The 21,716-nt window shown below is 62.5% G+C and carries 20 protein-coding genes and 1 rRNA gene; 17 read left to right on the forward strand and 4 right to left on the reverse strand.

Annotated features, from left to right (window positions below; all coding sequences use genetic code 11):
• Nucleotides 1–47: 47 nt before the first annotated feature.
• The gene (locus tag ABX74_RS13045; RefSeq protein WP_047888964.1) at nucleotides 48–1,112 is read right to left on the reverse strand and encodes an Lrp/AsnC family transcriptional regulator; all 1,065 of its coding nucleotides are present in this window, start codon (nucleotides 1,110–1,112) and stop codon (nucleotides 48–50) included.
• 56 nt (nucleotides 1,113–1,168) lie between these two features.
• On the opposite strand from ABX74_RS13045, the gene ABX74_RS13050 reads away from it, so the two are divergent.
• The 14 genes from ABX74_RS13050 (at nucleotide 1,169) to ABX74_RS13115 (ending at nucleotide 16,934) form a co-directional block, all read left to right on the forward strand.
• Entirely contained in the window at nucleotides 1,169–2,488 is a 1,320-nt protein-coding gene (locus ABX74_RS13050; RefSeq protein WP_047888965.1) for a flavin-containing monooxygenase, read from the forward strand.
• On the forward strand, nucleotides 2,488–3,399 hold the full coding sequence (locus ABX74_RS13055) for a bile acid:sodium symporter family protein (RefSeq protein ID WP_041815009.1): 912 nt from the start codon (nucleotides 2,488–2,490) through the stop codon (nucleotides 3,397–3,399). The genes ABX74_RS13050 and ABX74_RS13055 overlap by 1 nt, the downstream gene beginning before the upstream one ends.
• Nucleotides 3,396–4,331, forward strand: a complete 936-nt coding sequence (locus ABX74_RS13060) for an SDR family oxidoreductase (RefSeq protein WP_047888966.1) — start codon at nucleotides 3,396–3,398, stop codon at nucleotides 4,329–4,331. Before ABX74_RS13055 ends, ABX74_RS13060 begins: the two co-directional genes overlap by 4 nt.
• Nucleotides 4,332–4,462: 131 nt before the next feature.
• On the forward strand, nucleotides 4,463–4,924 hold the full coding sequence (locus tag ABX74_RS13065; protein ID WP_047888967.1) for a hypothetical protein: 462 nt from the start codon (nucleotides 4,463–4,465) through the stop codon (nucleotides 4,922–4,924).
• Nucleotides 4,925–4,962: 38 nt separating this feature from the next.
• On the forward strand, nucleotides 4,963–6,033 hold the full coding sequence (gene argC / locus ABX74_RS13070) for an N-acetyl-gamma-glutamyl-phosphate reductase (protein WP_019748609.1): 1,071 nt from the start codon (nucleotides 4,963–4,965) through the stop codon (nucleotides 6,031–6,033).
• Nucleotides 6,034–6,092: 59 nt separating this feature from the next.
• Nucleotides 6,093–7,304 (forward strand): bifunctional glutamate N-acetyltransferase/amino-acid acetyltransferase ArgJ, encoded by a 1,212-nt coding sequence (gene argJ, locus ABX74_RS13075; RefSeq protein ID WP_020907877.1) that lies wholly within the window; start codon nucleotides 6,093–6,095, stop codon nucleotides 7,302–7,304.
• Complete coding sequence (gene argB / locus ABX74_RS13080) at nucleotides 7,301–8,224, forward strand: acetylglutamate kinase (RefSeq protein ID WP_019748607.1); 924 nt, start codon at nucleotides 7,301–7,303, stop codon at nucleotides 8,222–8,224. The genes argJ and argB overlap by 4 nt, the downstream gene beginning before the upstream one ends.
• Nucleotides 8,221–9,420: an acetylornithine transaminase gene (locus tag ABX74_RS13085; protein WP_020969719.1), complete on the forward strand. Its 1,200-nt coding sequence runs from the start codon at nucleotides 8,221–8,223 to the stop codon at nucleotides 9,418–9,420. Before argB ends, ABX74_RS13085 begins: the two co-directional genes overlap by 4 nt.
• The gene (gene argF / locus ABX74_RS13090; RefSeq protein WP_019748605.1) at nucleotides 9,417–10,367 is read left to right on the forward strand and encodes an ornithine carbamoyltransferase; all 951 of its coding nucleotides are present in this window, start codon (nucleotides 9,417–9,419) and stop codon (nucleotides 10,365–10,367) included. The genes ABX74_RS13085 and argF overlap by 4 nt, the downstream gene beginning before the upstream one ends.
• A complete protein-coding gene (locus ABX74_RS13095) occupies nucleotides 10,364–10,843 on the forward strand; it encodes an arginine repressor (RefSeq protein WP_019748604.1) in 480 nt (159 codons plus the stop codon). Before argF ends, ABX74_RS13095 begins: the two co-directional genes overlap by 4 nt.
• A gap of 47 nt (nucleotides 10,844–10,890) precedes the next feature.
• Nucleotides 10,891–12,090, forward strand: a complete 1,200-nt coding sequence (locus ABX74_RS13100) for an argininosuccinate synthase (RefSeq protein ID WP_007736221.1) — start codon at nucleotides 10,891–10,893, stop codon at nucleotides 12,088–12,090.
• 3 nt (nucleotides 12,091–12,093) lie between these two features.
• On the forward strand, nucleotides 12,094–13,536 hold the full coding sequence (argH, locus tag ABX74_RS13105) for an argininosuccinate lyase (RefSeq protein ID WP_029255450.1): 1,443 nt from the start codon (nucleotides 12,094–12,096) through the stop codon (nucleotides 13,534–13,536).
• A gap of 170 nt (nucleotides 13,537–13,706) precedes the next feature.
• Nucleotides 13,707–16,688 carry an acyl-CoA synthetase gene (locus ABX74_RS13110; RefSeq protein WP_019748602.1) on the forward strand — a complete coding sequence of 994 codons (2,982 nt, stop codon included), beginning with the start codon at nucleotides 13,707–13,709 and terminating at the stop codon, nucleotides 16,686–16,688.
• A gap of 39 nt (nucleotides 16,689–16,727) precedes the next feature.
• Nucleotides 16,728–16,934: a Trm112 family protein gene (locus ABX74_RS13115; protein WP_003944045.1), complete on the forward strand. Its 207-nt coding sequence runs from the start codon at nucleotides 16,728–16,730 to the stop codon at nucleotides 16,932–16,934.
• On the opposite strand, the gene ABX74_RS13120 is transcribed toward ABX74_RS13115, so the two are convergent.
• From ABX74_RS13120 to ABX74_RS13130, 3 genes are read right to left on the reverse strand one after another with little or no spacing between them, the layout of a single operon-like run.
• On the reverse strand, nucleotides 16,931–17,554 hold the full coding sequence (locus tag ABX74_RS13120; RefSeq protein ID WP_047888968.1) for a TetR family transcriptional regulator: 624 nt from the start codon (nucleotides 17,552–17,554) through the stop codon (nucleotides 16,931–16,933). The genes ABX74_RS13115 and ABX74_RS13120 overlap by 4 nt on opposite strands.
• Nucleotides 17,551–18,306 carry an ABC transporter permease gene (locus tag ABX74_RS13125; RefSeq protein WP_003944033.1) on the reverse strand — a complete coding sequence of 252 codons (756 nt, stop codon included), beginning with the start codon at nucleotides 18,304–18,306 and terminating at the stop codon, nucleotides 17,551–17,553. The genes ABX74_RS13120 and ABX74_RS13125 overlap by 4 nt, the downstream gene beginning before the upstream one ends.
• Nucleotides 18,303–19,037 carry an ABC transporter ATP-binding protein gene (locus tag ABX74_RS13130; protein WP_042951992.1) on the reverse strand — a complete coding sequence of 245 codons (735 nt, stop codon included), beginning with the start codon at nucleotides 19,035–19,037 and terminating at the stop codon, nucleotides 18,303–18,305. Before ABX74_RS13130 ends, ABX74_RS13125 begins: the two co-directional genes overlap by 4 nt.
• Before the next feature lie 86 nt (nucleotides 19,038–19,123).
• On the opposite strand from ABX74_RS13130, the gene ABX74_RS13135 reads away from it, so the two are divergent.
• From ABX74_RS13135 to ABX74_RS13145, 3 genes are all read left to right on the forward strand, one after another.
• Entirely contained in the window at nucleotides 19,124–19,732 is a 609-nt protein-coding gene (locus ABX74_RS13135; RefSeq protein ID WP_020969717.1) for a DNA-3-methyladenine glycosylase, read from the forward strand.
• Nucleotides 19,733–19,751: 19 nt separating this feature from the next.
• Entirely contained in the window at nucleotides 19,752–21,029 is a 1,278-nt protein-coding gene (tyrS, locus tag ABX74_RS13140; RefSeq protein WP_047888971.1) for a tyrosine--tRNA ligase, read from the forward strand.
• 571 nt (nucleotides 21,030–21,600) lie between these two features.
• Nucleotides 21,601–21,716 (forward strand): 16S ribosomal RNA (locus ABX74_RS13145); the annotation flags it as partial.

Raw genomic sequence — 21,716 nt, forward strand, 5'->3', positions numbered from 1 at the left:
GATCACAGAGCCCACGTCCACTCCCGGTGGTCGTGGGCTCTGTTGTGTTATCGGTCTTCCGGTGAATCGGTGCGGCTCGGCAACCACACATCCGGGGCGATAGTCGAGGTTCTGCGCCCGTCCTGATCGAGTACGTGACCGAGCAGTTTGCGCAGGTGCAGCACGATGGATCGTTCGGTGACGTAAAGCTCCGAAATCTCCTTGCGCAGACGAATTTCGAATGCATCGAGTTCTGCAGGAGAATGCAGCCACAACTGAACCACCAGGTTGTCGGCGCCCACCACCGCGAAACAGTTTCGGACTTCCGGCGCTCGGCTCAGTAATCGGCCCGCCGTATCGAGAAGTTCGGGTTCGACGCGGCACCACAGTGTGGCGAGCAGGGGAAGCCCGGCCAGCGGCCGGGCAAATTCACACCGCAGCGCCACCAACCCCGAAGACGTGAGCCGGTCGATCTGGCGTTTGCACGCCGCCGGACTGACACCGATCGCGTCGGCCAACTCCTTCATGGGAGTGCGCCCGTCGTAGGCGAGGATCGTGAGAACCTTGCGATCCTGTTCGGAAATGCCGGTCGCCCGAGCGCGCACGGCAGTACGGTTTTCGCTGGTGGTCAGCACACCCTTCTCGGACGGTGCCAGCGCATTGAGTCTCCATCGCCCACCTTCGGTGAACCAGCGTGTGATGATCGAGGTTCGTGTCGCGAGTACGCCGTCGATCGTTGCGATCTCTTCCGAGATGAAGCGCGACATCGACGCCAAGTCCGCAGTACCGGCTGTGACGAGCAGATCGGCTCTACCTGTTGATACTTCGATGGTCACGGCGTGGGCCAAGACGGTGAGACGTGCCGCGACGGTGTCGAGAAGTTCTGGTGAGCAATCGATTTCGATGATCGCTGTGACGATGGAGCCCAGCACCTGTGGCCCCGGAGTAACCGTGACCCAGGCCAACGACGATTCGGACAGTCGATTCCAACGCCGGGCGAGAGTCGCGGCGTCGAGTTCGAGTGGGCCGGCCAACGAAAGCCACTTCGATCGCGGTGCGAGCTGCAGCGCATTGATTATCCTCAGATCGATTTCATCTATCCCGCGATCGTTGTCGGCATCGAGTGCGCTCATAACGTCATTATCCTGCACATTGCCGCAAGATTCGAACTATCTGCGACGCTCGACCCATGAGCACAGAGGCCAAGTACGCGCTGATCGGAGCGGGTCCGTCTGGATTGGCCGGCGCGCGAAACCTCGATCGAGCCGGAATAGCGTTCGACGGCTTCGAGAGCCACGACGACGTCGGTGGGCTCTGGGACATCGACAACCCGCACAGCACCGTCTACGAGTCGGCGCACCTCATTTCGTCGAAGGGCACCACCGCATTCGCGGAGTTCCCGATGGCGGATTCGGTTGCCGACTACCCGAGCCACATCGAACTTGCCGAGTATTTCCGCGACTACGCCGATACCCACGATCTTCGCAGGCACTTTGCCTTCGGCACTACCGTCATCGACGTTTCGCCGGTCGATTCGCTGTGGCAGGTCACCACGCGTAGTCGCAGCGGTGAGACGACAGTCGCGCGGTATCGAGGCGTGATCATCGCGAACGGAACGCTGTCGAAGCCGAACGTACCGACGTTCCGGGGCAACTTCACCGGCACGTTGATGCACACGAGCGAGTACCGCAGCGCCGAGATCTTCCGCGAAAGGCGGGTACTGGTCATCGGAGCGGGCAACAGTGGATGCGACATCGCCGTCGATGCCGTCCACCAGGCCGAGTGCGTCGATTTAAGCGTTCGGCGAGGCTACTACTTCGTCCCCAAGTATCTGTTCGGGCGACCCTCGGACACCTTGAATCAGGGAAAGCCGTTGCCGCCGTGGATCAAACAACGCGTCGACACCTTGGTACTCAAGCAGTTCACGGGAGATCCGGTGCGGTTCGGATTTCCGGCACCGGACTACAAGATCTACGAATCGCATCCGGTCGTGAACTCGTTGATCCTGCACCACATCGGGCACGGTGACGTGCACGTGCGCGCCGACGTCGACCGGTTCGAGGGGAAGACGGTGCGGTTTGTCGACGGATCGTCTGCCGACTACGACCTCGTTCTCTGCGCCACGGGGTATCACCTCGACTATCCCTTCATCGCGCGCGAGGACCTGGACTGGTCGGGCGCTGCCCCGGACCTGTTCCTCAACGTCGCGAGTCGCCGCCACGACAATCTCTTTGTGCTCGGCATGGTCGAAGCATCCGGTCTCGGGTGGCAGGGCCGTTTCGAGCAGGCCGAGTTGGTGGCCAAATTGATCACCGCACGCACCGAAGCCCCCGCCGCGGCGCGCGAATTCTCGGCAGCGGCGGCCGGCCCTCCTCCCGATCTGTCCGGGGGATACAAGTACCTGAAGCTGGGACGAATGGCCTACTACGTGAACAAGGACGCCTACCGATCAACGATCAGGCGGCACATCGGACTGCTCGATGCCGCTCTGACGAAGGGAGGACAGTGATGCCGATCGACGACGTGGTGCTCAACTTCAACCCGGGATCGTTGATGATCCTCAACGTGGTGCTGGCCGCGATCATGCTGGGGATCGCCCTCGACACCTCGGTCGACGACTTCCGTCGTGCGCTCACCAAACCCAAGGCGATGGCGGTGGGTATCGCTGCCCAGTTCCTGCTGCTGCCGGCAGTGACTTTTCTGCTGACGCTGATTCTCTCGCCCGCTCCCTCGGTAGCGCTCGGCATGATCCTGGTGGCGTGCTGCCCGCCGGGCAATATCTCGAATGTCCTGACTCACCGGGCGGGCGGCGACGTCGCACTCTCGGTGTCCATGACGGCGGTGTCGAACGTCTTCGCGATCTTCCTCATGCCGCTCAATCTCGCGTTCTGGGGGAGCCGACGCCCGGAGACCGACGCTCTGTTGCAGTCCGTGAACCTGAATGCGCTCGAGATGGTCGCGCAAATCGCCCTGATCATCGGCGTGCCGTTCGTTCTCGGCATCTGGGCGGCACAAAAGTTCCCGGAGATCGCCGCGAAAGCGCAGCCTTGGGTGAAAAACGGTTCGTTGGTGGCGTTGTTGATCTTCATCGTCGCGGGTGTGTCAGGGAATGCGTCGTACTTCGTCGACTACATCGGGGTGGTACTGCTCGCGGTCTTCCTGCACGACACGGTTGCCCTCGCACTGGGATACTTCTGCGGCGCCGTCACCGGGTTGAACGAATACAGCCGTCGCGCCGTCTCTTTCGAGGTCGGCATCCGCAATGCCGGACTGGGGCTTGGCCTGGTGTTCACGTTCTTCGACGGGCTCGGTGGCATGGCCGTCGTGGCCGGCTGGTGGGGGATCTGGGACATCATCGCCGGGTTGGCTCTGGCGACGATCTGGTCCAAGCGACGCGCCCGAAAGGCGGTACCGGCATGACCGTCGCACTCGTCACGGGCGGGAACGGGTTCCTGGGTACCGCTGTCATCGACGCACTGATCGCGCAGGGCATCACCGTCGTCTGTGCCGACCTCACGGTCAAGGACACGCCGGACGATCGCATCCGCCGCGTTAGGGCGGACGTCTGCGACCCCACAGAATTGGGGCGGGTGTTCGGTCAGTACCGACCGAACGTCGTGATCCACCTTGCGTCCATCGTGAATCCCGGCAAGAACACGACAGCAGAGCAGGAGTACCGCGTCGACGTCGACGGGACACGAAACGTGCTCGCGGCCTGCGTCGAACACGGGGTTGGACGGATCGTCGTGTCTTCGTCTGGAGCGGCGTACGGCTACCACTCCGACAACCCACCGTGGATCACCGAGGACGTACCTGTCCGAGGCAACGACGAATTCACTTACAGTCGCCACAAACGCCTGGTCGAAGAGATGCTCGCCGAATATCGCGTCGAACACCCGGAGTTGGAACAAGTTGTCTTCCGGATCGGCACGATCTTGGGTGAGAGCGTCGACAATCAGATCACCGCGTTGTTCGATCGCCGCAAGCTGCTCAAGGTTGCCGGGAGCGACAGCCCCTTCGTGTTCGCCTGGCACACCGATGTCGCGGGCGCTTTTGCGGAGGCCGTGACCGGAAACCAAGTGGGCATCTTCAATGTCGCGGGCGACGGCGCGTTGACCGTCGACGAGTTGGCTTCCCGGATGGGCAAGCGCACGGTGACGCTTCCTGCATGGCTGTTGCGAGGCGTTCTACGCGTCGGACGGCGATTGGGCGTAACGGAACACGGTCCGGAGCGCGTCGGATTTCTCCAGTACCGACCCGTTCTCGACAATCGGCGGCTCAAGGAACAGTTCGGGTACGTCCCCGCATATTCGAGCGAGGACGCGTTTGCCGCTTACCTCGCCTCACGCTGACCCCTTCGGCAGACAGTCGTGGAAGGATCGGAGTTGTCCGTCGGCATTTCGAGAAGGGACTGACAGTGTCACGAAATGATGGGCCCGAACATGATGGGTCCGAGCACGATGGGTCCGAGCACGATGGGTCCGTGCACCAGGTAGTCGAGGCCGCCAGTGCACTCGACGACAAGGACTTCCTCGCGGTCGTTCGCGCAGTGGTCGAGCGTCGTCCGAGCTTGTCGGTCCTTCTTTCCGTGGTGGACACCGCTGCCGCGAGCCTCGAGCCGCACCGTGTAGAGGACGACAACACGATCACCGACGCCGAAGAAGTCGAACTGCCCGACACCATTGTGGAGGTCGACGAGATCATCGACGTCCCGGTGGTACTTGCGACCGACCCGAGAATTCCCGAACCCGACTACACCGAAGGGGGAGTCCCCACTTTCGACCGTGTTCGGGAGAAGATAGAGGGGCGCTTCGGTACTTCCATAGGTTCGGCCGAATTGGCACACGAGAGTCCTGCCGGAAAATCCGTCGACGAGCAGTGGGACGAGCGCCAGAAGGCCGCAAAAGCCAAGCTCGAGGAGATCCGGCGATCCATGGGTAAGTAATTATGCATTCCGATGCACAATGATGCATACTGTGTGACATGACTGAAGGTGGTACGACCGAGAACGCACGCAAGCCGATCAGAGTCGCCGTTGCCGGCGCCAGTGGGTACGCCGGTGGTGAGGTTCTGCGTCTGCTCCTCGGGCACCCGTCCTACGCCGACGGCAGTCTGGTGATCGGTTCGCTGACCGCCGGTGGCAACGCCGGTTCGACGCTCGGTGAGCATCATCCGCACTTGCTCCCACTCTCTTCGCGGGTACTCGAAGAGACCACTGTCGAAATCCTCTCGGGTCACGACGTCGTCTTCCTCGGTCTCCCACACGGAAATTCGGCTCAGTACGCCAAGTTGCTGCCCGAGTCGACGGTCATCATCGACTGCGGCGCGGACTTCCGGCTGCAGGATCCCGCAGCTTGGGAGAAGTACTACAAGAGCACTCATGCCGGTACCTGGCCATACGGTCTTCCTGAATTGCCCGGTGCCCGTGAGAAATTGGTAGGCGCAACCCGCATTGCCGTTCCGGGCTGCTACCCGACGGCAGCGAGCCTCGCGCTGGCCCCCGCCGTTGCCGCGGGGATCGTGGACTCACACGTGAACGTGGTTGCGGTCAGTGGCACTTCGGGCGCCGGCCGGGCGCCGAAGGCCGATCTGCTGGGTTCCGAGGTCATGGGCTCCGTCCGCGCATACGGTGTCGGAGGTGTCCATCGCCACACCCCTGAGATCATTCAGAATCTTTCGGCCGCAGGCGGCAAGGACATCAGTGTTTCTTTCACTCCGGTCCTCGCGCCCATGCCGCGCGGCATCCTCGCGACCTGCACGGCAGCCACCACGGCCACCGAAGAGCAAGCGCGCGAAATCTACGAAAAGGCATACAACGACGAGCCGTTCATCCACGTGCTGCCTGCCGGAGTCTTCCCGCAGACCGGTGCCGTGATCGGATCCAATGCCGTGCAGATCGGGGTCACCGTTGACGCCGACGCCGGTCAGCTCGTTGTCATCTCGGCAATCGACAATCTCACCAAGGGCACCGCCGGTGGCGCGGTGCAATCGATGAATCTCGCCCTTGGCCTACCCGAGACCGCAGGTCTCTCTACCGTGGGAGTAGCTCCGTGAGCACCGACAATCCGCAGCAGATCGACAACGCAACCGAGCCTGACGCGACAGTTGCAGACGTGGTTCACGTCGCCGGGGGACGTCTGCTCCGCACACAGGGCGTTACCGCACCTGCCGGATTCCGCGGTGCCGGAATTGCTGCCGGTATCAAGAAGAGTGGCAAGTCGGACCTCGCATTGGTGCTCAACGAGGGACCCGATCTGGCCGCTGCCGGCGTCTTCACCCTGAACAAGGTCAAGGCTGCTCCGGTGCTGTGGTCTCAGCAGGTTTTGACGACGGGCAAGCTGCGCGCGGTCGTGCTCAACTCGGGCGGCGCAAACGCGTGTACCGGCGCGGGTGGATTCCAGGATGCGCACAAGACTGCCGAGGAAGTTGCGTCGGCACTGAGCAATTGGGGAACCGAGACGGGCGCGATCGAGGTCGCCGTCTGTTCGACCGGCCTGATCGGTGACCGCTTGCCCATGGACAAGCTGATCCCCGGTGTCACCGAGGTAGTGCACGAACTGGCCGGCGGAATCTCCGGCGGTACCGACGCGGCGTACGCGATCATGACCACCGATACCGTGCCGAAGCAGGCGTCGCTGCACCACGCAAACAAGTGGAACGTCGGCGGAATGGCCAAGGGTGCAGGCATGCTCGCGCCCGCACTGGCGACGATGCTGTGCGTCGTCACGACCGATGCTGTCGCAACGGCCGAGCAGCTCGATACCGCTCTGCGCGCCGCCACCCACCTGAGCTTCGATCGCCTCGACGTCGACGGCGCCACGTCCACCAACGACACGGTGCTCCTGTTGGCCTCCGGCGCCAGCGGTGTCACACCGACCCAGGACGAACTCAACGCCGCGGTCTTCGCAGTGTGCGACGATCTCGCGGATCAGTTGATGGCAGACGCCGAGGGCGTCACCAAGCGGGTCAAGGTGACGGTTCGCGGCGCAGCGTCCGAATCCGATGCGTTGATCGGCGCTCGGACCATCGCCCGCGACAGCCTGGTCAAGACGGCACTGTTCGGATCCGATCCGAACTGGGGCCGCGTCCTCGCAGCAGTGGGTATCGCTCCCATCGAGCTCGATCCCGATCGAATCAGTGTGTCCTTCAACGGGAGTCCCGTCTGCATCGACGGCGTCGGCGCTCCGGGAGCGCGTGAGGTGGACCTGAGCGGGATCGACATCGAACTCGACATCGACCTGGGAATCGGCAACGAGTCCGTGAGCATTCGCACCACGGACCTCTCGCACGCGTACGTCGAAGAGAACTCGGCGTACTCGTCATGACCGAGACGTATCCCGTGATCAGCGAGCATCAGAAGGCGCATGTCCTCGCCGACGCGCTGCCGTGGCTGCAGCGATTCCGAGACAAGGTGGTCGTGGTCAAGTACGGCGGAAACGCCATGATCGACGAGACACTCAAGACCGCCTTCGCCGCGGACATGGCGTTCCTGCGGACTGTCGGCATCCACCCCGTCGTCGTGCACGGCGGCGGCCCGCAGATCAACGCGATGCTGGCACGCCTTGGCATGAAGGGTGAGTTTCGCGGTGGTTTCCGGGTCACGACGCCCGAGGTGATGGACGTCGTCCGGATGGTGCTCTTCGGTCAGGTGGGCCGTGAACTCGTCGGCCTGATCAACGCGCACGGTCCGTACGCGGTCGGTATCTCCGGTGAAGACGCGCACCTGTTCACCGCTACTCGACGCACTGTTGCGGTCGAGGGGGAGCAGACCGACATCGGCCTGGTCGGAGACGTCACCACCGTGAACCCAGACGCGGTACTCGATCTCATTGCGGCAGGACGCATTCCGGTGGTCTCGACCATCGCGCCCGACGCCGACGGCGTCGTCCACAACATCAACGCCGATACCGCCGCTGCCGCACTGGCCGAGGCGATCGGTGCCGAGAAGCTCGTTGTCCTCACCGACGTCGAAGGCCTGTACACCGATTGGCCGGACCGATCCTCGCTGGCCACCGAAATCGACACCGACGCCCTTGCCCAGTTGTTGCCGAGTCTCGATGCCGGCATGGTGCCAAAGATGGAGGCCTGCCTTCGCGCGGTGCGCGGAGGTGTGCCGTCGGCGCACGTGATCGACGGCCGGCTCGAACATTCAGTCCTACTCGAACTTTTCACCGGTGAAGGAATCGGCACGATGGTCGTGCCCGGCTCCTCGGTCGCCGGTCCCCAGCAGGGAGCTACTTCATGAGCACGATCGATCTGCAGCAGCGGTGGTCCGCTTCGCTGATGAACAATTACGGCGTACCCCGGGTTGCTCTCGTCCGCGGTGACGGCGCCGTACTCACCGACGCCGACGGCAAGCAGTACGTCGACTTCCTTGCCGGAATCGCCGTCAACATCCTCGGACACGGACATCCGGCCGTCGTCGAAGCCGTCACTACTCAGTTGTCGACACTCGGCCATGTTTCCAACCTGTACGCCAGCGAGCCGGTCGTCGAGTTGGCGGAGCAGTTGCTCGCTCATCTCGGCAACGTCACCGGGCGCGCGTTCTTCTGCAACTCCGGTACCGAGGCGAACGAGGCTGCCTTCAAGCTCGCTCGCGCCACTGGCCGGAAGAAGATCATCGCGGCCGAGGGCTCTTTCCACGGTCGCACTATGGGGGCACTCGCTCTGACGGGTCAGCCGGCCAAGCGGGCGCCGTTCGAACCGATGCCCGCCGGTGTCGAGTTCGTGCCGTACGGCGATGTCGAGGCACTGGAGCGGGCAGTCGATTCCGACACCGCTGCTGTGTTCCTCGAACCGATCATGGGTGAGGGCGGCGTCGTGGTGCCACCCGAGGGATACCTCGTCGAGGCTCGGCGGATCACCGCCGAACGCGGGGCGCTGCTCGTACTCGACGAAGTTCAGACCGGCATCGGCCGGACCGGCTGGTTCTACGCACATCAGGCAGTCGGCATCGTGCCGGACGTCATCACTCTTGCGAAGGGACTCGGCGGCGGAATGCCGATCGGCGCCTGCATCGCGACCGGAGCAACGGCAGAGTTGTTCGGACCGGGCAAGCACGGTACGACGTTCGGTGGCAATCCGGTGTGCGCTGCGGCGGCGCTTGCCGTGCTGAAAACCATTGCAGCGGAAGACCTGATCTCACGCGCCGACAGCTTGGGCAAATCGATCTCGGCGGGCATCGAAGATCTGGGCCATCCGTTGGTCGACTACGTACGGGGATCAGGACTGTTGCTGGGTGTCGTGCTGACCGAGGACGTCGCGCCGGCGGTGGAAAATGCCGCGCGCGAAGCCGGGTACCTTGTGAATGCAGCGCAACCCGGAGTGATCCGGTTGGCGCCGCCGCTCATCCTCACGGATGAGCAGGCCGAAACCTTCGTGGCAGCACTACCTGCCATCTTCGACAGTGCACTATCGGCTGACCAGCCGGGGGAGAAGTGACTACCGTGGTGAAACACTTTCTCAGGGACGACGATCTGACTCCGGCGCAGCAGGCCGAAGTTCTGGAACTCGCTGCGATTCTCAAGAAGGACCCGTTCGCTCGGCGTCCACTCGAGGGTCCTCGCGGAGTCGGCGTCATCTTCGAGAAGAACTCGACGCGTACACGTTTCTCGTTCGAGATGGGCATCGCGCAGATGGGCGGCCACGCCGTCGTCGTCGACGGGCGCAGTACCCAACTCGGTCGTGAAGAGACGTTGGCGGACACCGGACGCGTACTCTCCCGCTATGTCGACGCCGTCGTGTGGCGCACGTTCGGCCAGAAGCGCTTGGAGCAAATGGCAACGGGTGCAACGATTCCCATCGTCAATGCGTTGTCCGACGAATTTCATCCCTGTCAGGTTCTGGCCGATCTGCAAACGCTGATCGAGCAGAAGGGTGAGCTCAAGGGACTGAAGCTGACCTACCTGGGCGACGGCGCCAACAACATGGCTCACTCGCTGATGCTCGGCGGAGTCACCGCAGGCATCGACGTCACCATCGCAAGTCCCGCTGGCTTCGAACCGGCGGACTGGGTAGTAGCAGCAGCGCGCACACGCGCCGCGGAAACCGGCGCGACCATCACGCTGACGCAGGACCCGCAGGCCGGCGTCGTCGGTGCCGACGCGTTGGTCACCGATACCTGGACCTCGATGGGTCAGGAGAACGACGGGCTCGATCGGGTCGGACCTTTCCGTCCGTTCCAGATCAACAAGGAACTCCTCGCCAAAGCAGATCCGAAGGCTGTCGTCCTGCACTGCCTGCCGGCCCATCGCGGCGAAGAGGTCACCGACGAGGTTCTCGACGGACCCCAGAGCGTCGTCTGGGACGAGGCGGAGAACCGTCTGCACGCCCAGAAGGCGTTGCTCGTGTGGCTGCTGGAACAGCGAACCCAACTGGACCAGGCGTGAGCGTCGCTCCCACTCGGGCCGGTCGCCAGTCGCGCATCATCGCGCTGCTGGCGGCGCATCCCGTCCGAAGTCAGACGGAGTTGGCGGCGTTGCTCGGTGCCGAGGGCATCGAAGCGACGCAGGCCACCCTCTCGCGTGACCTCGAAGAGCTGGGAGCGGTGAAACTGCGTGCCGCTGACGGCGGCGCCGGTGTTTACGTGGTGCCGGAGGACGGGAACCCGGTACGCGGTGTGTCCGGCGGTACCGACCGCCTCTCACGGCTGTTGGGTGAGCTGTTGGTCTCCACCGATTTCAGCGGCAACATGGCGGTTCTCCGGACACCGCCGGGAGCCGCGCACTACCTCGCGAGCGCACTGGATCGGTCCTCGATGCCCGACATCGTGGGAACGATCGCCGGAGATGACACCATCTTCGTGGTGGCCCGAGAACCGCTTTCCGGAGCGGAACTCGCGGCCATGATCGAATCGCTCGCCTGACCCCTTATTCTTTGATAGAGATTTTCAACCGAAGGAGCACAAAAACCATGGCCGATCGCGTCGTACTCGCCTACTCGGGCGGGCTGGACACTTCTGTTGCCATCAGTTGGATCGGTAAGGAGACGGGCGCTGAAGTTGTCGCCGTCGCCATCGATCTGGGGCAGGGTGGCGAGGACATGGAGGTCGTGCGTCAGCGCGCGATCGACTGCGGCGCAGTCGAATCCGTTGTCGTCGACGCTCGCGACGAGTTCGCGGACGAGTACTGCCTGCCGACCATTGCGGCCAACGCCCTCTATATGGACCGCTACCCGCTGGTCTCGGCCATCAGCCGTCCGCTGATCGTCAAGCACATCGTCGAAGCTGCACGCTCGCACGGCGGCACCATCGTCTCGCACGGTTGCACCGGTAAGGGCAACGACCAGGTTCGCTTCGAGGTCGGATTCGGCGCCCTCGCACCCGACCTGCAGGTCATCGCACCGGTCCGCGACTACGCCTGGACCCGCGAGAAGGCCATCGCCTTCGCCGAAGAGAACAACATCCCGATCAACGTCTCCAAGAAGTCGCCGTTCTCGATCGACCAGAACGTCTGGGGCCGCGCCGTCGAAACCGGCTTCCTCGAGGATCTGTGGAACGCACCGACGAAGGACGTCTACGACTACACCCAGGACCCGACGGTCAACTGGAACGCGCCCGACGAGCTCATCATCAGCTTCGACAAGGGTCGCCCGGTTGCCATCGACGGCCGCCCCGTGTCGGTTCTCGAAGCGATTCAGGAACTGAACAAGCGCGCAGGCGCTCAGGGTGTCGGTCGCCTCGACGTCGTCGAGGACCGTCTCGTGGGCATCAAGAGCCGTGAGATCTACGAAGCTCCCGGAGCCATGGTTCTCATCACCGCGCACCAGGAACTCGAGCACGTCACCCTCGAACGCGAACTCGGTCGCTACAAGCGTCAGATGGAGCAGCGTTGGTCCGAGCTGGTCTACGACGGCCTCTGGTTCTCGCCCCTCAAGGACGCACTGGATACGTTCGTCAACAAGACGCAGGAGCGCGTCACCGGCGACATTCGTCTCTTCCTGCACGGTGGAGCCATCACCGTCAACGGTCGTCGTAGCCCCGAGTCGCTCTACGACTTCAACCTCGCGACGTACGACGAGGGCGACAGCTTCGACCAGTCCGCATCGAAGGGCTTCGTCGAGATCCACGGTCTGTCGTCGAAGGTCGCCGCGAAGCGCGATCTGGGACTCTGAGCCATGACGGCTCACGGTGACGGAGACGCTCAGAAACACGGCACCAACGAAGGCGCGCTGTGGGGCGGACGGTTCGAGTCCGGACCGGCCGCTGCCATGGCGGCGCTGAGCAAGTCGACTCACTTCGACTGGGTCCTCGCTCCGTACGACGTTCGTGCGTCGCAGGCGCATGCTCGCGTACTGAACAAGGCAGGCCTGCTCAGCGAGGCCGACCTCGCAACAATGCTCGACGGTCTCGACCGTCTGGCGGCAGATGTTGCCAGTGGCGCCTTCGGACCGAGTGATTCGGACGAGGACGTACACGGCGCACTCGAACGCGGTCTGATCGAGCGTGTCGGGCCTGAGGTCGGCGGACGCCTGCGTGCTGGTCGTTCGCGAAACGACCAGGTGGCCACGCTGTTCCGAATGTGGCTTCGGGATGCGGTTCGCCGCATCTCCACCGGCGTTCTCGACGTGGTCGACGCATTGGCGACTCAGGCCGGGGCTCACCCGGATGCCGTGATGCCGGGCAAGACGCACCTGCAGGCTGCTCAACCGGTCTTGTTGGCACATCACCTGCTCGCCCATGCGCATCCGCTGTTGCGCGACGTGCAACGTCTTCGCGACTTCGACGTACGAGCTGCGGTGTCCCCGTACGGTTCCGGTGCACTTGCTGGTTCCTCGCTCGGTCTCGACCCCGAAGCCATTGCAGCGGAATTGAAGTTCGACAGCTCGGCCGAGAACTCGATCGACGCAACCGCTTCGCGTGATTTTGCGGCCGAGGCAGCGTTCGTGCTTGCGATGATCGGTGTCGATCTCTCCCGCATGGCGGAAGAGATCATCATCTGGAGCACACCGGAATTCGGCTACATCACGCTTGCCGACGCGTGGTCGACAGGTTCGTCGATCATGCCGCAGAAGAAGAATCCGGATGTCTCGGAACTCACGCGCGGTAAGTCTGGTCGTCTGATCGGTAACCTCACCGGCCTGCTGGCGACGCTCAAGGCTCAGCCGCTGGCGTACAACCGCGATCTGCAAGAGGACAAGGAACCGGTCTTCGACTCGGTTGCGCAGCTGGAGATGTTGCTCCCGGCCATCACCGGCCTGGTGCAGACTCTCGAGTTCCACACCGCGCGTATGGCGGAACTTGCTCCGGCAGGGTTCACGTTGGCCACCGACATCGCGGAGTGGATGGTGCGCCAGGGCGTGCCGTTCCGGGTTGCACACGAGGCCGCTGGAGCGTGTGTGCGTGTCGCCGAAGCGCGAGGCGTCGGACTCGAAGATCTCACGGACGAGGAACTGGCCGGCGTCGACAGCGCGCTGACACCCGCTGTTCGTGAGGTGCTGACAGTAGAGGGTTCCATCGCTTCGCGTAATGCGCGAGGCGGCACCGCGGGGGTGCGGGTAGCAGAACAGTTGGACGGAGTCCGAGCAGTGGCGCAGTCGCTGCGGGAATGGACCCTCTGACCTTGCGGTCACGAGTGTTTCCTCTCTCTTTTCGGCAGTAGTCCTTCGGTCGTACGCGGTCAGGGAGCAGAATTTGCTCCCTGACCGCGTACGCGTATTCGTCGTCAGTAGGCTTGTTGCGCGCGGGAAAAATGAGACTGACGTCACATGGTGAGTAACTTGGGAGTGAAATGGTGGGATTGAATTCCAAGTCTGTGCTGGGCCCGATTCGTCGGGTGGTTGCGACAGCACAAAACGGCCTCGAGGTCGTCCGGTTGGGTGGGCTGGAAACGGATGCGACCACGTCGCCGTTCGAGATCGTCGAGCGCGCTGCGATGTACCGGCTTCGCCGCTACTTCCCGGACAGCGATCCGGAAACCGTCGGTGCACCGATCGTGCTGATCCCGCCGATGATGATGTCGGCGAACGTGTACGACGTGACTCGCGACCAGGGTGCTGTGGGAATTCTGCACGAGATGGGCCTGGACCCCTGGGTAGTCGATTTTGGTTCGCCCGACTCCGAAGAGGGCGGTTGGGATCGCAATCTCGCCGATCACATCATCGCTCTCAGCGACATCATCGACCACATCCACCGTCACACCGGTAAAGATGTTCACATCTCCGGCTATTCGCAGGGCGGCATGTTCGCCTATCAAGCTGCCGCGTATCGGCGTAGTCGAAACATCGCCAGCGTCATCACCTTCGGCAGTCCGGTCGACACACTCGCCGCGTTGCCCTTCGGTATCCCGGCCGGATTGGCCACCAAGGGTGCGGATTTCCTCGCCGATCACGTCTTCAATCGCCTGGCGGTCACCGGGTGGATGGCTCGGACCGGGTTCCAGTTGCTCGATCCCGTGAAGACGTTGAAGATGCGCGTCGACTTCCTGCTTCAACTGCACGACCGTGAGGCTTTGCTGCCGAGGGAGCAGCAGCGACGCTTCCTCGCGACCGAGGGTTGGGTCGCGTGGTCCGGGCCCGCGGTTGCCGAACTGCTCAAGCAGTTCATCGTGCACAACCGAATGATGACCGGTGGATTTGTCATCAAGGATCAATTGGTCTCGCTCGCCGAGATCACCTGCCCCATCCTGGCATTCGTCGGCGAGGTCGACGACATCGGTCAACCTCAGGCGGTCCGTGGGATCAGCCAGGCGGCGCCGCGGGCCAAGGTCTACGAATCTACTTTGCGCGCAGGTCATTTCGGTTTGGTTGTCGGTTCCACCGCGGCCAATCACACCTGGCCGACCACCGGTGAATTCGTGCAGTGGACCGAGACGGGTGGACCCCTCCCGGACCGTATCGCGAACATGGTCTACGGCGCCGACCTCGAAGACCAGACCGGTGTGTCGATCAGCAATCGGATCATCCACACCGTCGCCTCGGTCGCTGAAGTAGGTGCAGGAGTCACCAAGGGAATCAGTGACCTTGCAGCCGGTGCGTTGCGCGGGACTTTCGAATTGTCCGGTGAAGCGGCACGCGCGTTGCCACGTCTTGCGCGACTCAACCAAATTCAGCCACACACCAAGATCTCGCTGAGTCAATTGCTCGCGGAGCAGCGTCGAAAAGCACCGAACGGCGAGTGCTTCCTCTTCGACAATCGTGTGCACACCTATGAAGCGGTCAACGCCCGCATCGACAATGTCGTGCGTGGATTGATTTCCGTGGGAGTGCGTCCGGCAGCGCACGTCGGTGTCCTGATGGAGACCCGCCCCAGCGCGCTCGCGGCCATCGCGGCCCTGTCGCGCCTCGGTGCCGTTGCCGTCATGCTTCCGCCGGGGTCCGACATCTCGGCGGCGGTCAAGCTGGGATCGGTTGATCGGATCATCACCGATCCGGAGAACGTCGACGCTGCGGTGGTCACCGGTAGGCCGGTCTTGGTACTCGGCGGCGGCGATGCCCGCGGACTCGAGGTGGATCCGTCACACGACGTGATCGATCTCGAACAAATCGATCCGACGAAGGTCAATCTGCCCGGTTGGTACCGGCCGGATCCCGGCGTCGCCCGTGAACTCGCATTCATCATCTTTGCGGAATCGGGCGGTGTGCTCGAAGCCAAGCAGATCACCAACTACCGGTGGGCACTGTCGGCCTTCGGAACGGCCACGGCGGCAGATCTCGATCGCGGTGACACCGTGTACTGCCTTGCACCACTCCATCATTCGTCGAGTCTGCTCGCGACCATCGGTGGCGCTATGGCCGGTGGCTCACGGATTGCGCTCTCACGCGGACTGAATCCGGCTCGATTCGTCGAGGAAATCCACCGCTACGGTGTGACCGTCGTGAGTTACACGTGGTCGATGATGCGCGAGATCCTCGACGAGGATCTTCTTCTCATCGACGGTAGCCATCCGGTCCGACTGTTCATCGGTTCGGGAATGCCTCACGGGCTGTGGAAGCGGACCACGGAGGCGTTCGACCCCGCGCAGGTGCTCGAGTTCTATGCGTCGACCGAAGGTGACGTGATTCTTGCCAATGTCGCGGGCTCCAAAGTTGGTTCCAAGGGCCGCCCGTTGCCGGGTAGCGCGCAGGTGCGGTTGGCGGCATACGACCCGCTGAGTGGTCGGCTCCTCGAAAATGGAAACGGATTTGTCCGTGAGTGCGCCGAAGACGAAGTCGGGTTGCTACTCGGGCGCGCGGGATTCACTGCCGATCTCTCGGGCGGAGCCATGCGGGGACTCTTCCAAGCGGGTGATTCGTGGATTCCCACGGAGAATCTCTTCCGCCGGGACGCCGACGGCGACTACTGGCTGATCGATCACAAGAACACGGTCATTTCGACGCTCCGCGGTCCCGTGTTCACCCAGCCGATCGTCGACGCGTTGTCGAGTGTGGCGCGGGTAGATCTTGCCGTCGCATACGGCGTCGGTGACGCGCCGCATCAGCTGGCGGTCGCTGCCGTGACATGGCGTCCGGGGCGGCAGTTCCGTTCCGCCGAGCTTGCAGAGGCTCTCTCGCGCATCGCTTTTGATGCGCGCCCGGATATCGTGCACGTGGTAGACGAGATCCCGGTGGGTTCGTCGTACCGTCCGAGCTCCACTGCGTTAGCTGCCGCCGGATTGCCGGCGCCAGGACCACGGACCTGGTTCCTCGATTCCGAGACGCAGTCGTACAAGCGGCTCACCAAGGCAATTGCCGCGCAGTTGATGCCGACGAGGGTGGGCACCGGAGCACGGTAGCCTGAGGACATTCTGTTTGATCGGTTCGAGAGGACTCACGTGGCTATTGATTCGACGTTGCTCAGCATTTTGGCCTGCCCCCAGGACAAAGGCCCGCTGTTGCTGGTCGGGGACGAGTTGCTCTACAACCCGCGCCTGCGGCGTGCATACCCGATCGAGAACGGCATTCCCGTTCTGTTGATCGACGAGGCACGCGATGTGGCGGACGACGAGCACGAGAAGTTGCTCGCGCGGGCTGAAGGCTAGATCGGTAATTCACCGGTCAGGTACCGCTGGAGGTTCGGAGCCACCAGCGGTACCAACGCGTCAACGCTCAATGATGCGAGTGGTTCGAGTCCGAGCACATATCGCGTGACCAGCAGTCCGGCCATCTGAGATGCCACCAATTCCGCTCTGATCAAGCCGGTACCAGGTGGTGTGTCCACCCGCGGAATGATGTCGCGCAATACGACATCGAGCAGAAAGCTCTGGATCAGCTGCGATCCGTCGCCGGAAACCGCCGATCGAAAAGCCGCCAGAATCGCCGGCTGGTGTTCCGATTCCCACAGCCCGATCACTGCTCTGAGTAGATTTTCGCCGAGATTTTCGGTCGGAGAGGCGTGAACCGGTCCCAATACCTGGACTGGATCGATCGGTAGCGCGATCGCAGCGGTGAACAACTGCTCCTTGCTTCCGAAATGATGATGAATCATGGCCGGATCGACGTCAGCGGCCGCAGCTATCGATCGAACGGTTGTGCGTCGAAAACCGTTCTGGGAGAACGCCCGTCGCGCCGAATCGAGGATCTGCGCGCGAGTCTCCGACTTGCCCGGTCGTCGCCCCGAACGAATCGGTGCAGGTGCGGGCGCCGTGTCGTTGTCGGTCATGGAGTGCGGCGGTCGAGTGTTGCCGCGGCCAGCGAGAGTGCTGCGGCGGCGAAGCCCGCCATGACGGCGAGATCACGCCACATCTGACCCGTCGCGTCGGCATGCATCGACACTTGCTGAAGTGCGTCGACGGCGTAGCTCAAGGGGAGGACGTTGCTGATCCATTCGAGCCAGGTCGGCAATTGGTCGCGGGGCACGAGGAGTCCGCAGAGGAACAGTTGGGGGACCACAACTACCGGCATGAACTGCACCGCTTGGAACTCGGTCTTCGCGAATGCGCTGGCCAACAGGCCGAGCGCAACGCCGAGTATTGCGCCGAGAACTGCAATGACGATGACCCAGGCAAGACTGCCGGCGATGGTGAGCCCGAGAAATCCGAAAGCAACCGCGCACGCGAGAGCTGCCTGAGCGGCGGCCGAGAGCGAAAATGCCGCGCCGTATCCCGCCAGAAGATCGAGTTTGCCCATCGGTGTGGTGAGCAGGCGTTCGAGTGTTCCTGAACTGCGTTCGCGCTGCATGGCGATGGACGTGACCAGGAACATGACGACAAACGGCAAGATTCCCAACATGGTGATCGCCACCCGTTGGAACAGTGAAACCTGGCCGGGCGGCGTGGGTACGTCTTGGTAGAGGAAATACAGCAAAATCATCAACAACGACGGGACCAACAAGATCATGGCCACCGTGCGATGGTCCTGGCGGAGCTGAAGCAGAATGCGTACGGTCGTAGCACCGAAGATCCTGATGCTCATGATATTTCGCCTCCGACGGGTGAAGTCCGAATCAGCTCGAGAAAGGCGTCCTCGAGCCGTTCACATCTGGTTTTGGCGCGCAATTCATCGGGTGTGAGTTGAGCGAGGAGATGCCCGTCTCGCATCAGGATCAGTTCAGCGCAGTGGTCGGCCTCATCCATGACGTGGCTGGAGACCAACAGGGTGGTTCCGCTGCGAGCAAGGTCGGCAAATCGTTCCCACAATTCGACACGAAGCACCGGATCGAGACCAACGGTCGGTTCGTCGAGGATCAACACATCAGGTGATGCCACCAACGCGCATGCCAGCGAGACTCGACCGCGTTGACCTCCGGACAGATCGGCGGCGGTCTGGTCGGCGTATCGGCTCAGTCCGACGGCGTCGACCGCTGCTGCGACGTCTTCGCCGGACTTGCCGTACAGAGCGCCGAAGTACTGGACGTTTCGAGTGACCGTCAGGTCGCCGTACACGCTGGGGGATTGGGTGACGTATCCGACCCGGCGGCGAAGAGCAACGGACCCCGCGAGGTCGCCCAGGACTCTGACCTCACCACTTTCGACGATCTGGGTTCCGACTATCGCGCGCATCAGGGTTGTCTTGCCGCAACCGGACGGGCCGAGCAGTCCGGTGATCGATCCTGCCGAAACCTGCAGGTCGAGTGAGTGAAGAACTTCGTGCTTGCCGCGAATGACTCGTAGTCCGCGGATGTCTATTGCCGGCGTGGTGGTCACGGTTCGCCTCATTTCGATAATTCATCACTTGTTGAATTATGCGACTCGGCCGACCGATGAGTCAACGGCGTGGGCACAATCGAAGGGTGAGTATCGAGACCTTGGAAAATGTGAAGAACCCGTTGGAAGCGGGCCTGACAATTCTCGGCTCGACCCTGATCGTCGACGACATCTCGCTGAGGATTGTCGAGGTCGAGGCGTACGGAGGGGAGAAGGACGGGCCCTGGCCAGATCCGGCAGCACATTCGTATCGGGGGCAAACGCCGCGGAACAGCGTGATGTTCGGGCGGGCGGGCCGTCTCTACGTCTACCGCAGCTACGGAATGCACTTTTGTATGAACATCTCGTACGGCCCGGATGGTGTCGCGGGTGGTGTTCTGCTCCGAGCGGCCGAAATCGAGGCCGGTCACGATGTGGTGTCTGCTCGGAGATCGCCGGATCGACCATCTCACCAATGGGCCAGAGGGCCAGGTAATCTCGGCGCTTCCGTTGCAATCACGTTGGCGGACAACGGAACAGACGTGTTCAACCCTGCTTCGCGGGTTCGGCTCGAATTGGGGGAGTCGAAGGAGTGGGTCAGTGGACCGCGGGTGGGGGTCAGTACTGCGGCCGAGGTCCCGTGGCGCCTCTGGATTCCGGACTCGCGAGCGGTGTCCGCGTACCGCCGAAGCCCGCGAGCGCCGGTCATTTCGTGAAGATGGGATGATCGAGTCCGTGACTGAGAATATTCTCGACGAACTGACCTGGCGTGGGCTGATCGCCCAATCAACTGATCTCGACGCTTTGCGTAAAGATCTCGAGGCCGGACCGGTCACGTTGTATGCGGGTTTCGACCCGACCGGCCCGAGCCTGCACGCAGGTCACCTGGTTCCGCTCCTCGCGCTCAAGCGGTTTCAGCGTGCCGGTAACCGTCCGATCGTTCTTGCCGGCGGTGCAACAGGCCTGATCGGTGATCCCCGTGACGTCGGGGAACGGACGATGAACTCCGCCGATACCGTCGCGGACTGGGCAGGTCGCATCCGTGGTCAGCTCGAACGATTCGTGGATTTCGACGATTCACCGACGAGTGCGGTCATCGAGAACAATATGAACTGGACCGGCAAGATGTCGGCCATCGACTTCCTGCGTGATGTCGGCAAACACTTCTCCGTGAACGTCATGCTTGCGCGTGACACCGTGAAGCGTCGTCTCGAGTCGGACGGGATGTCGTACACCGAGTTCAGCTACATGCTGCTCCAAGCCAACGACTACCTGCACTTGCGACGCGATCTCGGCTGCACTCTGCAGGTCGGTGGGTCCGATCAGTGGGGCAACATCATCGCGGGCGTCGAACTCAACCGTCGTGTCGACAGCGAGAGTGTTCACGCAATGACCGTTCCGCTGGTGACCTCGGCTGATGGGAAGAAGTTCGGAAAATCGACCGGTGGCGGCAGTCTGTGGCTCGACCCCGAGATGACCAGCCCGTACGCGTGGTACCAGTACTTCGTGAACACCGGCGACGCCGACGTGATCAAGTACCTGCGCTGGTTCACGTTCCTGACCGCAGACGAACTCGCGGAACTCGAGACGGCAACGGCGGAGCGTCCGCATGCGCGCGAAGCGCAGAAGCGATTGGCCGCCGAGATGACGACCTTGGTTCACGGAGAACACAACACTCGCGCCGTCGAGCTCGCCAGCCAGGCGTTGTTCGGCAAGGCGGAATTGGCGGAACTCGACGAGTCGACGCTCGCCGCGGCGCTGAAGGAAGCATCTGTCAGCGAATTGGCGCCGGGGGAGCCGCGCACGATCATCGATCTGCTTGTGACGAGCGGTTTGTGTGAGAGCAAGGGAGCTGCTCGACGCGCAGTGAAGGAAGGCGGCGCTTCGGTGAACAACCAGAAGGTGTCGGCCGACGACTGGGAGCCCGCCGCATCCGATCTGCTTCACGGCAGCTGGTTGGTCGTCCGGCGCGGAAAGCGCAATTTCGCCGGCGTGAAAATACTTTCGAACTGACGTGTGTGGGGTCACAGTTGTCTCGCGGGGCTCCTGTGGCCGTTGGTGGCCCGCCTGCGGGCGGGCTACCAGCGGATTTAACCTGGCGAACACCTGCGACCTGCACGTTTGACGCTCAGTTTTCATTCGCGTAACTTTGTCCAAGTCAGAGCGACACGGACACCAACCCCGACCGAGAGGCCGGGGACACGCGGTTGGACGAAGTCGGAGACATTCACGCTCAACGGGAACTTGCTTCCTGGGAGCGAACAAGCTAAGATTGTAACCCTTGCCCCGGAGCTTTCAACCAGTTTGAAGCGATGGTGTGTGCGTGTTCTTTGAGAACTCAACAGTGTGTCGATGAATGTCAGTGCCAAATTTTTTTGGTACTTCGCATGTCGGATGATGTTCCGGGCCTTCGGGTTTCGGTTCTGATGTTCGGGGTGTGAGTATTTTTCGTCGGTGATTGTTCATTCTTCCGTCTGAATGGTTGCCGACACATTTTTTGCTAGTTGAGTTTTTTTGCTAGTGATTTGACTCTTTTTGTCTATGACTGATTAGCTGGCCTTCGGGTTGGTGATATCTAGAGTCTTCAACGGAGAGTTTGATCCTGGCTCAGGACGAACGCTGGCGGCGTGCTTAACACATGCAAGTCGAGCGGTAAGGCCTTTCGGGGTACACGAGCGGCGAACGGGTGAGTAACACGTG

Source organism: Rhodococcus sp. ARP2, assembly GCF_001029585.1.
GTDB lineage: Bacteria > Actinomycetota > Actinomycetes > Mycobacteriales > Mycobacteriaceae > Rhodococcus_F > Rhodococcus_F erythropolis.

Bases quoted from the DNA above. Each gene is read 5' to 3' on its own strand.
- ABX74_RS13045 (WP_047888964.1), bottom strand. From the start codon at position 1,112: ATGAGCGCACTCGATGCCGACAACGATCGCGGGATAGATGAAATCGAT.
- ABX74_RS13050 (WP_047888965.1), top strand. From the start codon at position 1,169: ATGAGCACAGAGGCCAAGTACGCGCTGATCGGAGCGGGTCCGTCTGGA.
- ABX74_RS13055 (WP_041815009.1), top strand. From the start codon at position 2,488: ATGCCGATCGACGACGTGGTGCTCAACTTCAACCCGGGATCGTTGATG.
- ABX74_RS13060 (WP_047888966.1), top strand. From the start codon at position 3,396: ATGACCGTCGCACTCGTCACGGGCGGGAACGGGTTCCTGGGTACCGCT.
- argC (WP_019748609.1), top strand. From the start codon at position 4,963: ATGACTGAAGGTGGTACGACCGAGAACGCACGCAAGCCGATCAGAGTC.
- argB (WP_019748607.1), top strand. From the start codon at position 7,301: ATGACCGAGACGTATCCCGTGATCAGCGAGCATCAGAAGGCGCATGTC.
- ABX74_RS13085 (WP_020969719.1), top strand. From the start codon at position 8,221: ATGAGCACGATCGATCTGCAGCAGCGGTGGTCCGCTTCGCTGATGAAC.
- ABX74_RS13100 (WP_007736221.1), top strand. From the start codon at position 10,891: ATGGCCGATCGCGTCGTACTCGCCTACTCGGGCGGGCTGGACACTTCT.
- argH (WP_029255450.1), top strand. From the start codon at position 12,094: ATGACGGCTCACGGTGACGGAGACGCTCAGAAACACGGCACCAACGAA.
- ABX74_RS13110 (WP_019748602.1), top strand. From the start codon at position 13,707: ATGGTGGGATTGAATTCCAAGTCTGTGCTGGGCCCGATTCGTCGGGTG.
- ABX74_RS13120 (WP_047888968.1), bottom strand. From the start codon at position 17,554: ATGACCGACAACGACACGGCGCCCGCACCTGCACCGATTCGTTCGGGG.
- ABX74_RS13125 (WP_003944033.1), bottom strand. From the start codon at position 18,306: ATGAGCATCAGGATCTTCGGTGCTACGACCGTACGCATTCTGCTTCAG.